The organism is Sphingomonas astaxanthinifaciens DSM 22298 (genome assembly GCF_000711715.1).
Taxonomy (GTDB): domain Bacteria; phylum Pseudomonadota; class Alphaproteobacteria; order Sphingomonadales; family Sphingomonadaceae; genus Sphingomicrobium; species Sphingomicrobium astaxanthinifaciens_A.
The window spans coordinates 717443-731217 of the sequence record NZ_JONN01000001.1 but is presented as its reverse complement, the minus strand read 5'-3'; the positions used below and the strand labels follow the sequence as shown (position 1 = coordinate 731217).

8 protein-coding genes are annotated in these 13775 nt (G+C 65.8%); 4 read left to right on the top strand and 4 right to left on the bottom strand.

Annotated elements, in window-relative coordinates; all coding sequences use genetic code 11:
- The first annotated feature begins 197 nt into the window (after positions 1 to 197).
- The gene (locus BS69_RS0103625; protein WP_051676512.1) at positions 198 to 3428 is read left to right on the top strand and encodes a TonB-dependent receptor domain-containing protein; all 3231 of its coding nucleotides are present in this window, start codon (positions 198 to 200) and stop codon (positions 3426 to 3428) included.
- A 132-nt stretch (positions 3429 to 3560) separates the two neighbouring features.
- The gene (gene ahcY / locus BS69_RS0103620) at positions 3561 to 4976 is read left to right on the top strand and encodes an adenosylhomocysteinase (protein ID WP_029940623.1); all 1416 of its coding nucleotides are present in this window, start codon (positions 3561 to 3563) and stop codon (positions 4974 to 4976) included.
- A gap of 39 nt (positions 4977 to 5015) precedes the next feature.
- Here ahcY and BS69_RS0103615 read toward each other — a convergent pair whose 3' ends face one another.
- The 3 genes from BS69_RS0103615 to BS69_RS0103605 all read right to left on the bottom strand — a co-directional run bounded on the left by BS69_RS0103615 (position 5016) and on the right by BS69_RS0103605 (position 10757).
- Complete coding sequence (locus BS69_RS0103615; protein ID WP_051676511.1) at positions 5016 to 6833, bottom strand: tetratricopeptide repeat-containing sulfotransferase family protein; 1818 nt, start codon at positions 6831 to 6833, stop codon at positions 5016 to 5018.
- Between the two features lie 99 nt (positions 6834 to 6932).
- Complete coding sequence (locus tag BS69_RS0103610; protein WP_029940621.1) at positions 6933 to 10061, bottom strand: TonB-dependent receptor domain-containing protein; 3129 nt, start codon at positions 10059 to 10061, stop codon at positions 6933 to 6935.
- A gap of 123 nt (positions 10062 to 10184) precedes the next feature.
- The gene (locus BS69_RS0103605) at positions 10185 to 10757 is read right to left on the bottom strand and encodes a YqgE/AlgH family protein (RefSeq protein ID WP_029940620.1); all 573 of its coding nucleotides are present in this window, start codon (positions 10755 to 10757) and stop codon (positions 10185 to 10187) included.
- A 104-nt stretch (positions 10758 to 10861) separates the two neighbouring features.
- Between BS69_RS0103605 and BS69_RS0103600 the strand changes: the two genes are divergently transcribed.
- Together BS69_RS0103600 and BS69_RS0103595 are read left to right on the top strand one after the other, a co-directional pair.
- Positions 10862 to 11341 (top strand): peroxiredoxin, encoded by a 480-nt coding sequence (locus tag BS69_RS0103600; RefSeq protein ID WP_029940619.1) that lies wholly within the window; start codon positions 10862 to 10864, stop codon positions 11339 to 11341.
- 124 nt (positions 11342 to 11465) lie between these two features.
- A complete protein-coding gene (locus BS69_RS0103595; RefSeq protein ID WP_029940618.1) occupies positions 11466 to 11828 on the top strand; it encodes a hypothetical protein in 363 nt (120 codons plus the stop codon).
- 81 nt (positions 11829 to 11909) lie between these two features.
- Here BS69_RS0103595 and BS69_RS0103590 read toward each other — a convergent pair whose 3' ends face one another.
- Positions 11910 to 13775 (bottom strand): M2 family metallopeptidase, encoded by a 1866-nt coding sequence (locus BS69_RS0103590; protein ID WP_029940617.1) that lies wholly within the window; start codon positions 13773 to 13775, stop codon positions 11910 to 11912.

Here is a 13775-nt window from a genome sequence, read left to right as displayed (position 1 = left end):
TCGTAAGCTGCTGACATCACGCGGGTTCTTTCAGAAACTTAACCTGTGTTAAGAGAGTCGCCTACCGGTCTCTGTGTTATTTTTGCGACAGCACGGCGACAGAAATACTTGCTGCCCCATGAACGGATTGTGTTTGCCGGACGCCCCGCCATGAAGGCCGGCGGATTGCCATCCAGTTTCGAGGGATTCACCTGGCTATGAAGAAGACGACCTTGCTCGGCGCCACCGCGCTGAACACTCTGGCGCTGGTGGGCGCGAGCTTCGCGTTTAGCAGCGCGGCGTCGGCCCAGACCGCCACGCCGACCGACACCACGGCCCCGACGACGCAGACCTGCGCCGACGGCAGCACCATCCCCGCCAGCCAGTCGTGCCCGACTCCGGACGCGACCGCCACGGGCCAGAGCGAAGTCGCGACCACCGCGACCACCCCGGAAGCGACCAAGGAAGGCGAAATCGTCGTCACCGGTTCGCGTATCCGTCGTCCCAACATCGAATCGCCGGTTCCGGTCACCTCGCTGACCGCCGAGGAACTGACCAGCTCGGGTGACGTCAACGTCGGCGACGCGCTGAACGACCTGCCGTCGATCCGCTCGACCTACAGCCAGGCGAACTCGACCCGCTTCATCGGCACCACCGGCCTCAACCTGCTCGACCTTCGCGGTCTCGGCGTCACCCGCACCCTGGTGCTGGTCAACGGCCGCCGCCACGTCACCGCTTCGCCGGGCGACTTCCTGGTCGACGTCAACACCATCCCGACCGACCTCATCGACCGCGTCGACGTGATCACCGGCGGTTCGTCGGCGGTGTACGGCTCGGACGCCGTCGCGGGCGTCGTCAACTTCGTCCTCAAGAACAACTACGAGGGCATCACCCTGCGTGGCCAGGGCGGCGTGTCGGACCGCAAGGATCGCGGCATCTACACCCTCTCGCTGACCGCGGGTAAGAACTTCCTCGACGATCGCCTGAACGTCGCGGGCAACCTGGAATATGTGAAGGCGAACCCGCTCTACTTCCGCGATCGCGACTTCCTCACCGGCGCCTACAGCGGCCGCTGCCAGTTCAACACCGCCGAATTCACCACCGGTGAGAGCCCGTTCGGTTCGGACGGCATCCCCGACCAGCAGTTCTTCTGCGGCGTCCGCAACACCGCCATCTCGAATGGCGGCACCCTGACCGCCGTCGCCCCGGCGGGCGGCTGCACCAGCGCCATCTACGCCCCGGGCGGCAGCGCCGCTGCCCTCGGCGCCGCGCGCTGCTACAATCCGGGCACCCCGCTCGGCCAGGTCAAGGTCCTGAACTTCAACCGCAACGGCGACCTGATCACCCAGACCCCGCTGTTCGACTTCCGTCCCTATGGTTCGGGCAACTACATCCCGGTCCCGGGCCAGGACGCGCCGGGCGCCACGCTTCGTGACACCGGCCAGATCGCGCCGGGCCTCGACCGCTACACCGCCAACATCCTGACCTCGTTCGAGGTTAGCCCGGCGTTCCAGCCCTTCTTCGAGGGCAAGTATGTCTACGTGAAGGGTCTGCAGGAGGGCCAGCCGAGCTTCTTCCAGAGCTCGTTCCCGGCCTTCTTCGGTGCCGGCCGCGGCATCCGCTGCGACAACCCGTTCCTCGACGCGGCCGACATCACCGCGCTGCAGGCCGTCGGCCGCTGCGCCGGCGGTGCGACCTCGACCGAGACGCTGGCGCTCGGCCGCTTCAACATCGACTTCGGCGGCCGTTCGGAGCTCGTGAAGCGCAAGACCTACCGCGTGGTCGGTGGCGTCCGCGGCGACTTCAACGACGACTGGAACTACGAAGTCGCGGTCAACTATGGCCGGGTGCGCATCAACACCACGCAGCGCAACAACCTCATCACCTTCGACCTCGACGGGAACCCGGACGGCTTCCTGTTGGCGACCGATGCGGTGCGTAACGCTGCCGGACAGATCGTCTGCCGCGTGAACCAGACCACGGTCACCCGTCCGGACTGCGTTCCGATCAACGTCTTCGGCTTCGGTGCACCGAGCCAGGCGGCGCTCGACTTCGTCCAGACCGACGACACCTTCGTGAAGTACGGCGCGAGCGAGTTCAACGTGGTCGGCTATGTCGGCGGCGATCTTTCGCAGCTGTTCGAACTGCCGGGCGGCCCGATCCGCTTCGTGGTCGGCGGCGAGTATCGCCGTGAGAAGGCATTCTACTACGCCGATCCGCTGTCGCAGGCCGGTGGCACCTTCTTCAACGCCTTCCAGCCGTTCAACCCGCCGCTGTTCAAGGTGAAGGAAGCCTTCGGCGAAATCGAAGCGCCGCTGCTCAAGGACCTGCCGTTCGCGCACGAACTGACCGTCTCGGCGGCCGGTCGTATCTCGGACTACAACACCACCGCGGGCACCACCAAGGCGTACAACCTGAACGGTGTCTGGGCTCCGGTCCGCGACCTGCGCTTCCGCGCCAACTACTCGAAGTCGGTCCGCGTGCCCACGCTGAGCGACCTCTACGCGCCGTTCAGCCAGAACTTCGCGTTCCTGGCCGATCCCTGCGACGTCCTGAACATCGGCAGCCCGGGCACCAACCGGTACACGAACTGCCAGAACCAGGGCATTCCGCTCGGCTTCATCAACGCCCCGGCGCGTTCGCAGACCACCGAGATCAGCTCGGGCGGCAACCCGCTGCTGACCGCGGAAACCGGCAAGTCCCTGACGCTGGGCGGCGTGTTCACGCCGCGCTTCATCCCGGGCTTCAACCTCTCGGTCGACTATTACCGCATCCGGGTGAACAACCTGATCGCCACCCTCGGCGGCCAGACCATCCTCAACCTCTGCTACGATCTGCCGCAGCCCAACCAGTATTGCGGCCTGATCTTCCCGCGTAACCCCGACTTCACCTTCGCCAGCCCCGCGCTGATCTCGGGTGGCGTCAACTACGCGAAGCAGAAGGCGGACGGCATCGACGTCGAAGTCGGCTATCGCAAGCAGTGGACCCCGGACTTCCGCACCGACTCGCGCCTGATCGCGACCTACGTGCTGAAGCGCGAGAACTACACCAGCCCGACCAACCCGCAGTTCGCGTCGCAGCAGCTGTTCAACCTCGGTGACCCGGAACTGGCGGCCAACTTCGCCACGACCTTCACCTACAAGAACTTCGACCTGCGCTACTCGGTCAACTATGTCGGCCGTCAGATCATCGGCGCCTACGAGAACTACTACTCGTTCCAGGGCCGCGATCCGACCAACGCCGACCTGACCGCCGAGGTCTGGTATCCGGAGCGCTGGATCCAGAACCTGCGCCTCAATGTCCGCGTCAACAAGAAGTACAGCTTCTACACCGGCGTCGACAACTTCACCGATCAGCTGCCCCCGCTGGGCCTGATCGGCAACGAAGGCGGCAACGGCTTCGACCCGATCGGTCGTTACTGGTACGCCGGTTTCCGCGCCGACTTCTAAGTCGAGCGGACCAACCGAACAGGAGGGCCGTCCCGAAAGGGGCGGCCCTTTTGTTTGTGGGCCCGCTGCGCTAGGGGGCGCTCGACATCGGGCCGCGGGCTAGCGGCCGTTCCAGCATCGGAGTTGAAGAACGTGGCGACCCAGACCCTGACACGCGACTATCTCGTCAAGGACCTCGGCCTGGCCGATTTCGGCCGCAAGGAAATCGAGATCGCCGAGACCGAGATGCCGGGCCTGATGGCGCTCCGCTCGGAATATGGCGCCTCGCAGCCGCTGAAGGGCGCGCGCATCACCGGCTCGCTCCACATGACCATCCAGACCGCGGTGCTGATCGAGACGCTGACCGCATTGGGCGCCGACGTCCGCTGGGCGAGCTGCAACATTTATTCGACCCAGGACCATGCCGCCGCCGCCATCGCCGCGACCGGCGTCCCCGTCTTCGCCGTCAAGGGCGAGACGCTGGAGGAATATTGGGACTATGTCGTCCGCATCTTCGACTGGTCGAAGGATGGTGACGACACCACCTGCAACATGATCCTCGACGACGGCGGCGACGCCACCATGTTCGCGCTGTGGGGCGCGCGGGTCGAAGCCGGCGAGACCCTCTTCACCCCGTCGAACGAGGAAGAGGAAATCTTCGTCGCGACGCTGAACAAGTTCCTGAAGGAGCGTCCGGGCTACCTCACCAAGACCGTCCAGAGCATCAAGGGCGTCTCGGAAGAGACCACCACCGGCGTCCACCGGCTCTACGAGCTCGCCAAGCAGGGCAAGCTCCCCTTCCCCGCCATCAACGTCAACGACAGCGTGACCAAGTCGAAGTTCGACAATCTCTACGGCTGCAAGGAGAGCCTGGTCGACGCCATCCGCCGCGGCACCGACGTGATGCTCGCCGGCAAGGTCGCGGTGGTCGCGGGCTTCGGTGACGTCGGCAAGGGCTCGGCCGCGTCGCTCCGCAATGGCGGCGCGCGCGTGCTGGTGACCGAGATCGATCCCATCTGCGCGCTCCAGGCCGCGATGGAAGGCTATGAGGTCGTGACGATGGAAGAGGCCGCTCCGCGCGCCGACATCTTCGTCACCGCGACCGGCAACATGGACGTCATCACGCTCGACCACATGCGCGCGATGAAGAACATGGCGATCGTCTGCAACATCGGCCACTTCGACAGCGAGATCCAGATCGCTTCGCTGAACAACATGAAGTGGACCGAGATCAAGCCGCAGGTCGACGAGGTCGAATTCCCGGACGGCAAGAAGATCATCGTCCTCTCGAAGGGCCGCCTGGTGAACCTCGGCAACGCCACCGGCCACCCGAGCTTCGTGATGTCGGCCAGTTTCACCAACCAGACGCTGGCGCAGATCGAGCTGTGGACCAAGTCGGAGCAGTACGGGAACGACGTGTACGTCCTGCCCAAGCACCTCGACGAGAAGGTCGCCGCGCTCCACCTCGAGAAGCTCGGCGTGAAGCTGACCCAGCTTTCGGACAAGCAGGCGAGCTACATTGGCGTGAAGAGCGAAGGTCCGTTCAAGCCGGACCACTACCGCTACTAAGAGACAAGCGTCGTCCCCGCCCGCGCGGGGACGACGACTTCAGATGGACGCCGGCGCCTCGGGATAGGTGTCGAGCACGTCCCCGAGCGCCTCCTTCAGGGGCCCGAGCCACGGCTCGAACGGCCGCCAGCGCTCCATCCCCTCGCGGTTGATCGGCTTCCTGACCTGCGCGGCGCTCGGCGTGCGGACCGCGCGGTCGTTCTCGTGGTGGCGCAGTACGCCCTCCTCGAAGGGCACGCCGACATAGTCGAGCATCGCGCGGATCTCAGTCTCGCTGTCCTCGACCAGCCGCTCATGGATGACCCGGTGCACCCGCCCCGGCATCGCCGCATCGACCGCCGCCATCAGCCGCACATAATCGCGATAGTAATGGCCGATGTCGTCGAGGTCGTAGCTGAACCCCTGCCCGCGCGCGAAATTTTGCTTGAACAGCGACCAGCCGCAATCGAGCGGATGGCGCCGCGCGTCGATGATCCGGGCGTTGGGGAGGATGCGCGCGATCAGCGCGACGTGAAGCCAATTGTTCGGCAGCTTGTCGATGAAGAACGGCCGGTCGGTCTTGCGATAGACCGCCGCCCCCTCGAGGTAGCGCTCGCCGATCTCGCGGGCGCGCTCGGGCGATAGCGCACGGATATTTTCCGGGTAGCGGCCGCCCTCCTCCTGCTCGAGTTCGCGGGTCAGCAGCGGAAGCACGGGCAGTTCGGCGGTGCCCTCGATGGCCGAATGGCTGGCGAGGATCTGCTCGATCAGGGTCGATCCCGCCCGCGGGAGGCCGACGATGAAGATCGGCGTGACCGCCTCGCTGGCGTGCTGCGCCGGACCGGTCGCGCCGTCCTTCAGCAGCGACAGGGACTGGTCGACAAGGCCCGTGATGACGTCGGCATGATAGCCCGACTGCGCCTTCCGGATCGCGTTTCCGGCGGCATAATGCGCGAAGCTTTCCTCGACCTGGCCCGCATCCTCGAAGGCCTTGCCCAGCGCGAAATGAAGATGGAGCCTTTGGTCCTCGCCAAGGTCGTCGCGGGCGAGCTCGCGACGCATGACCGCGACGTCTTCGGGCGCGAAGCGGAAGGTCTTGAGGTTGGCGAGGCTCCACCAGACGACGCCGGCCTCGGGCTTCAGGGCTGCGGACCGCCGATAGGCCTCCACGCTTCCCTCTGTGTCGCCGAGGGTATTGCGGACATGGCCGAGGTTGACCCACAGGCCGGAATGGTCGGGCATCCGCTCGAGCAGTCTCGTGTAGAGTGCGGCGGCCTGGCGATAGTCTCCCATTCTGCCGAGGGCATCGGCCTTGGTCCCGAGGATGCCCGCATTGTCGGGTTCTTCGGCGAGCATCGTTTCGAGCAAGGTGAAGGCGTCGTGCATGCGGTTCTGGTCGATCAGCAGCGTGACCAGGCGCAGCCGCGCCGAGCGATAACGGGGGACGACCTCGAGGGCCTTGCGGAGAAGCTGCTCGGCGTCCTTGCGGGCCCCGACCAGCGCGCCGATCTCGGCGAGCATGCGTAGCGCGGCAGCATCGTCGGGATGCGCGCCGAGCCACGGCCGGAGCAGCCGCTCGGCCTCGTGGAGCTTCTGCGACTGGATCGCGATCGCAGCTTCGACGAGCGTCGGGGAATGTCCCGCGGCCTCGACCGAGGCGAGTTCGACCTCGCTCGCTTCCTCGTCATTTCCGAGCCGGCGAAGCGCCTGGGCGAGAAGCCGTAGCGCATCCCCGTCATGCGGCGACAGGCGGAGGATTTCGCGCGCCTGGGCGGCCGCAAGCCGCGGGCTCTGCGCCAGCAGTCGCCGTCCATGGGCGAGGACCTGCGCGCGGTCCGCTTCCCCGGCAAAGACGATGTCATCGGATGGGTCGTTCATCGGGTTTGCCCTGCGAGCCGCAAAGTGAGGCGTCAAGAAAAGGGAAAAGGCCGGCACCTTGCGGCACCGGCCTTCCCCTGTTGGTCAGCGATGCGCTGCTCAGAACTTCGCGACGAAGCCCGAGTAGAAGAAGCGACCGCGGTTCGAGTAGATGCCGCTGCCGTCACCGATGCCCGATGCGCCAAGCGGCGGGTTGGTGTTCAGCAGGTTATCCACGCCGACGTAGAAGTTGTACTTCTTGCCCGCGTCGATCGCCAGGCGGACGTCGTGGTAGAAGACCGCCGGGTAGAAGCGCTTCGAGAAAGCGTCGGCATTCTCGGGCGGACGACCCTGGTACGAGAAGTAGTTCTCGTAGGCACCGTTGGTCATCTTATCGAGGTAACGCATCTCGTAGCCAATGGTGAACGGCCCGTGCTCGAGGCTGGTCTTCCAGTTGAAGGCGTTCTTCGGGCTGCCGAGCTCCCCGTTGGCGGTGTTGCCGCGCTTCGGATCGATCGGGTTGAGGAAGGACGCATTCTCCAGCGCGCGAGTGTAGATGAAGCGCGTGTTGAGGCGGCCGAGATTGCCGATCTCGCGGCGATAGGCGACCTCGACGTCGATGCCGCGGACCTTGAGCTTCGCGAAGTTCAGCGGAACCACCTGCAGGCTGTTGTCGATGATCTGGAACGGCTGCTCGCCGTTCGGACCACCGGCGGCGCCGGCCCGCTGGAATTGACCGCAGAACTGGTTGTTGATGTCGGTCTGGTCGTAGCAGGCGTCGAGGATCGACTGCGCCGACAGCGCGGTGATGACGTTGTTCACCGTGATGTCGTAATAGTCGACCGAGGCCGAGAAGCCCGGAAGGAAGCGGGGCTGGATGACCGCACCCACCGTGTAGCTGTCCGACTTCTCCTCACGCAGGTTCGGATTGCCGCCCGACTGGAACGGCAGCGACGAGAGGTAAATGTAGTTGAAGTCGGCCGGAACACCCGCGGCAGCGCAATTGGTCTGACGCAGCGGCGTGTCGCGGTTATCCAGCGAGCAGGGATCCGAGACCAGCGAGTAGTTCTGCGACAGCGGGAACGACAGGTCGCTGAGGTTCGGAGCACGAACCGCACGGCTGTAGTTGGCGCGGAAGCGGATGTCGCGGACCGGAGCCCAGTCGAGGCCGGCGTTGTAGGCGTAGACCGTACCGGTCCGGCCCTTGTAATCCGACACGCGGCCGGCGGCGCTGAGCGTCAGCTCCTCGAAGAACGGGCTGTTCTTGAGGATCGGGAAGCGCAGCTCGCCGAAGGCTTCCTTGACCTTGAACTTGGGCGAACGCCAGGTGGCGATGCCGTTGTAGAAGGTCAGCCCGCTCTGGGTGAAGTCGTCCTGGTCGTAGAAGGCAGTCTCACGGCGATATTCACCGCCGAGGGCAAAGCCGACCGGACCGCCCGGCAGGTTGAAGAAGGTGCCCGTATCGCCCGAGACGAAGCCGGTGATGTCGAGCTGGGTCAGCTTGGCGCGAGCACGGCTGTTGGTCAGCAGATAGTCCCGCGCCTGCTGGGTGATGTTGCCGCTGCCGAACAGGTTGACCGGGACGCAGGTCGCGATGTCGTTGACGAGCTGCTGACGGGCGAAGTTCGAATCGACGAAGGCCGAAGCCGAGGTCGGGTCGAGCTTCGCGCGGCAGACGACGTTGCCGCTGCCGTCCTGGACCGCATCGATCGCCAGCAGGTAGCGCTGGAGATTGACGTTGCCGGTGATCTTCGTCTTCTCGCGATGCTCGCCGTAGTTGATCGAGAATTCGTAGTTCAGGTTCGAGCCGAGGTCGCCGCGAACGCCGGTGACGATGCGATAGGTGTCACGGCGGCCCTTCTCCTCGCGATTGCCGAGGTCGACGGCATTCTTGAGGAAGGTGAAGCCGAACTGGTCGGCGTCGTTGATGCCGTCACCCCCTGCAACGTAATTGCCCGCAGCGTCGTAATAGTCGCCGTAATAGTCGCGGATGATGCCGCGGGCCTGGTCGGCCAGATACGGGTTGCTGGTCGAGAAGCGCTCGCCGACCGCACCGGTGAAGAACGGACCGCTGGCGTTGCCGAGCGAATCGGTACGGCTGAACTTGGCTTCGACGAACGGCTCGAGGGCCGGGCTGATCTCGAAGTGGCCGACGAGGTTGGCGCTGTAACGGTCGAGCTTCGGCGACAGGCCGAACTGAGTCCCGTCACGGAAGTTGTCGCCGTTGCCGCCAATGAACGAGCCATTGGGCCCACGACCGACGCGCGTGCCGGTCTGCAGGGCCAGCGTGCCGTCCGGCTGGAAGATGTACGGGGTACGGAAGCCATTGACACGCGCGCCGCGGAAGGTGCCCGCGTTCGAGTAGGTCGCGCTGCGGATGTCGCGATAGAAGATGGCGTCGGGGTTGCCGTCGCTGCCATTCACCGCATCCGCCGGATCGGTATCGACGGTGACGAAGCCGTTCTGCTGGCGCAGGTTCGGGCGACCCGAGGCGTAATAGTCGTTCTGGCGGGCGTATTCGAGGTTGATCGCGACGTTGCCGCGACCGTCGGCGAAGTTCTTGCCGGCCAGCAGGCTGGTGTAATAGGCGCCCGCGTCGCCATACTTGCTGATGCCGCCCTGACCGCGGATCTGCAGGCCGCTGTAGTCCTTCTTGAGGACGAAGTTGACGACGCCCGCGATCGCGTCCGAACCGTAGATCGCCGAGTTACCGCCGGTCACCACGTCGACGCGCTCGATGAGGTCGGTCGGGATGGTGTTCACGTCGGGCGAATTGGCGTTGTACAGGATGTCGCCCGGGACGTGGCGGCGGCCGTTGACCAGCACCAGGGTGCGCTGGGTGCCGAGGCCGCGAAGATCGAGCAGGTTGAGGCCCGAGGTGCCGAGGAACTGGGTCGAGTTCGACTGGCCGAGCGTCGAGCGCAGCGCCGGAAGGTCGTTCAGCGCGTCGCCGACCGAGACGTTGCCGGTCTCGAAGAATTCTTCGCCGCCGACCGAGGTGACCGGAACGGTGCTCTCGAGGTTGGGACGACGGATGCGCGACCCGGTGACGACGATGTCCTGATCGGTCGTCGCGGCCGTGTTCGACTCGGTTTCCTGCTCGGTGGTCGGCGCGCCGGGAGCCTGGGCTTCCTGCTGCTTCTCCTGCTCGACTTCCTGCGCGAAGGCGGTGGAGCTGAAACCGGCGATCAGCGTCGCAGCGGCAATGCCGCGCAGTGCCGTGGCACCGAGAAGATGGACTTTGGTCATTTTCTTAACCTCGTTTAATAGCTGGGGCCTCTTCGCGGGCGAGCGCGATCAAGACAAGCCGCCACGGAGCCTCAACCCAATTGTTAATGACGAGTGTGACATCGGTGTCACATGGTCGAAAGGTCAGGCCGCGCCGGTCTCGCTGGCAAGCAGGCGGGGATCGATCCCCTCGCTCTTGAAGGCCGCCGCCCAGCGCTCGTCGGTGGGGGTCTCGAACAGGATGTCGGGCCTGCCGGCGGCCGCGAACCAGCCGTGCCGGGTCATCTCGTCCTCGAGCTGGCCGGCGCCCCAGCCAGCATAGCCGAGCGCGACCAGCCAGCGCTTCGGCCCCCGACCTTCCGCGATCGCGCGCAGCACGTCGATCGTCCCGGTCATCGCCCACAGCCTGCCGGTCGGACCGACCACCTGGAGCGTGTCCTCGCCGCCCCAGTCGTCCGAATGGAGCACGAAGCCGCGCCCCGGCTCGACCGGGCCGCCATGGTGGATCGCCGCGTCGGGCGCCTCGCCGGGATCGAGCTCGAGCTGCTTCAGGAGGCCGCGCAGGCGGATCCCCGCGCGCTTGTGGCTGATGCCGACCCCGACCGCACCATTTTCGTCGTGGATGCACAAAGCGGTCACCGACCGCTCGAAGCGCGGATCGGCCATTCCCGGCATCGCCAGCAGGAGCTTGCCGGACAGGAAGGGCGGATCGGCCATCGCCATATCTTGCCACGCGGCCACCGCCGCACAAGCCTTGTTGGTGTCATCAACGCTGGGTAGAGCGAGCGCCACGACACACTCATGCCAGAGGAGCCTCTTAAATGACGATCAAGGTCGGCGACCGCCTGCCCGACATGCCGCTCACCATCGCCACCAGCGAAGGCCCGCGGCCGACCACCACCGGCGACTATTTCGGCGGCAAGAAGGTCGCGCTGTTCGCGGTCCCCGGGGCCTACACCCCGACCTGCTCGGCCAAGCACCTCCCCTCCTATGTGGAGAAGGCCAACGAGCTGCGCGGCAAGGGCGTCGACGAGATCGCCTGCACCAGCGTCAACGACGCCTTCGTCATGGCTGCCTGGAACAAGGACCAGGGCAGCGAGGACATCACCATGATCGCCGACGGCAACGGCCAGCTCGCGCAGGCCCTCGGCCTCAGCATGGACGGCTCGGGCTTCGGCATGGGCACCCGCTCGCAGCGCTATTCGATGATCGTCAACGATGGCGTGGTCGAGCAGCTCAACGTCGAGGCGCCGGGCGAGTACAAGGCGTCGAGCGCCGAGACCCTGCTCGAGCAGCTCTGATCCGACCAGTGGGGTGGCGGTCGGGTCGGCCCGCCACCCTTACATCGCCGTAATGAACGCAACCCGCGCGCGGTCGCGGCGTTAAGTCTCCATATTCCCCAACGGATTCAATGGAGCAGCCAAGATGGCCAGTAAGTCGACCACCAGTAACAACCGCAGCCGCACGCGCACCAGCCGCGCCAAGAGCAGCGCGAGCAGCCGCGCCGGCAACCTCCGCAGCAAGATCGAGGGCCGCCGCGGCCAGGCGACCGCCGCCGTCAAGTCGCACCCCTATGCGACGGTGGCGCTCGGCGCGCTCGCGGCCGGTGCCGGCATCGCGGCCTTCCTCCTCTCGCGCCGCGAGAGCCTGCCCCTCGAGAAATGGGGCCAGAAGGTCGAGGACTTCGCCGGCCAGGTCGAGAAGAAGGTGAAGACGCTGCGCAAGGACGGCATCGACCTCGACGCCGACAGCAAGACCGAGATCAAGACCGGCGCCGTCGCTTACTGATCGACCGGTCTAGCCGGACCAAAAAAAGGGCGTCGGCCTCGCGGCCGGCGCCCTTCTTTCGTGGAGCTCAGGCGGAGCGGCCTACCAGCCGCACTTCCGCCCCTGGTTCTGCTGCTCGAGCCAGCGCTGCAGCGGCGCGAAATATTCGAGCATCGGACGCCCGCTCATCTCGCGGCTGCCGGTGAAGGCCTGGAGGGCATCGGGCCACGGCTTGCTCGCACCCATTTCCAGCATCGCGTTCAGGCGCTGCCCGACTTCCTTGTTGCCGTAGAAGGAGCAGCGGTGGAGCGGCCCCTTCCAGCCCGCCATGTCGCAGGCCGCCTTGTAGAACTGGAACTGCAGGATGCGGGCGAGGAAGTAGCGCGCATAAGGCGTGTTGCCCGGGATGTGGTACTTGGCGCCCGGGTCGAAGTCGGCCTCGCTGCGCTGGGTCGGCGGCGTGATCCCCTGATATTGCAGCCGGAGCTGGTTCCAGCCCGCCTCGTAGCTGCTCGCCGGGATCGACCCGTCGAACACGCCCCAGCGCCACTTGTCGACCAGCAGGCCGAAGGGAAGGAAGGCGACCTTGTCCATCGCCTGGCGAAGCAGCAGGCCGGTGTCCTTGCTCGCATCGGGCACCTTGTTGCGGTCGAGCAGCCCGATCTGGACCAGATATTCGGGCGTCACCGACAGCGCGATGAAGTCGCCGATCGCCTCGTGGAAGCCGTCGTTGGCGCCGTTGAGGTAGAGATAGGGCTGCTGGTTGTAGGCCCGCTGGTAGAAATTGTGCCCCAGCTCGTGGTGGATGGTGACCAGGTCCTCGCCATTGACCTTGGTGCACATCTTGATGCGCAGGTCGTCCTTGTTGTCGAGGTCCCAGGCGGAAGCGTGGCAGACGACCTCGCGGCCCTCGGGACGGACGATCTGCGAACGGGCCCAGAAGGTCTCGGGCAGCGGCGCGAAGCCGAGCGAGGTGTAGAAGCCCTCGCCGATCTTCACCATGTCGGTCGGGGTCTTCTTCTTGGCCTTCAAGAGGTCGGTCACGTCATAGCCGACATCGCCCGAACCCTTGGGCGCGACCACGTCGTAGATGTTGCCCCATTCCTGCGCCCACATGTTGCCGAGGAGGTCGGCACGGATCGGGCCCGAGGCGGGCTGGACCGCATTGCCGTACTTCTGGTTGAGCTTGGCGCGGGTGTAGCAGTGGAGCTGGTCGTAGAGCGGCTTCACCTCGCTCCACAGCCGGTCGTACATGGCCGAAAATTCCTGCGGGCTCATGTCGTACTGCGAACGCCACATGGCGCCGGTGTCGTCGTAGCCGAGTTCCTTGGCGCCCTGGTTCGCGATCTCGACCATGCGGGTGTAATCGGGGCGCATCGGCCGGCCGACATTGTTGTTCCAGCTGGTCCAGACTTCGGCGGTCTTCTTCGGATCGCGAAGCACGCCCATCTGCTCCTCGGCGACGTCCCCGGTGATGACCTTGCCGTCGAGGGTCGCGCGGCCCTTGCCGTAGGTCGACTGGAGCCGGGTCGCGATGGTGTTTAGTTCGGCCGCCGCGCCGGGGGTCGAGGGCGCCGCGAGCACCAGCGCGCCGCGCAGGATGTTCAGCTTGCGCGCGGTGTCGAGGTCGAGCCCCTGCACCTTCGACCATTCGGCCGCTTCCTTGGCGTAGGCGACGCCCTTCTCGGTCCCGATGGTGCCGAAATAGGCGGCGAGCGCATCGGTGTCGTCGGTGATGTAGGTGCTGTTCACCCACGCGGCGCGCTGCGAGATGTTGGAGAGGTCGAGGAGGTCCTTCTCGACCGAAGCGACGAAGGCACGGGCACCCTCGGGGGTGCGCTCGGTGGTCGCGGCGGCGGGTGCCGGGGCGCTGTCGGCCGACGCGGACTCGACCGGGGTCATCGGGGCAGTGGCGGCGCAGGCCGACAGGGCAAGCGCGAGCACGGAAACGGAAGCGGCCAATTTCAT

Coding starts and splice junctions, on each gene's coding strand:
- BS69_RS0103625 (WP_051676512.1), top strand. CDS start 198: ATGAAGAAGACGACCTTGCTCGGCGCCACCGCGCTGAACACTCTGGCG.
- BS69_RS0103615 (WP_051676511.1), bottom strand. CDS start 6,833: ATGAACGACCCATCCGATGACATCGTCTTTGCCGGGGAAGCGGACCGC.
- BS69_RS0103610 (WP_029940621.1), bottom strand. CDS start 10,061: ATGACCAAAGTCCATCTTCTCGGTGCCACGGCACTGCGCGGCATTGCC.
- BS69_RS0103605 (WP_029940620.1), bottom strand. CDS start 10,757: ATGGCCGATCCGCCCTTCCTGTCCGGCAAGCTCCTGCTGGCGATGCCG.
- BS69_RS0103600 (WP_029940619.1), top strand. CDS start 10,862: ATGACGATCAAGGTCGGCGACCGCCTGCCCGACATGCCGCTCACCATC.
- BS69_RS0103595 (WP_029940618.1), top strand. CDS start 11,466: ATGGCCAGTAAGTCGACCACCAGTAACAACCGCAGCCGCACGCGCACC.
- BS69_RS0103590 (WP_029940617.1), bottom strand. CDS start 13,775: ATGAAATTGGCCGCTTCCGTTTCCGTGCTCGCGCTTGCCCTGTCGGCC.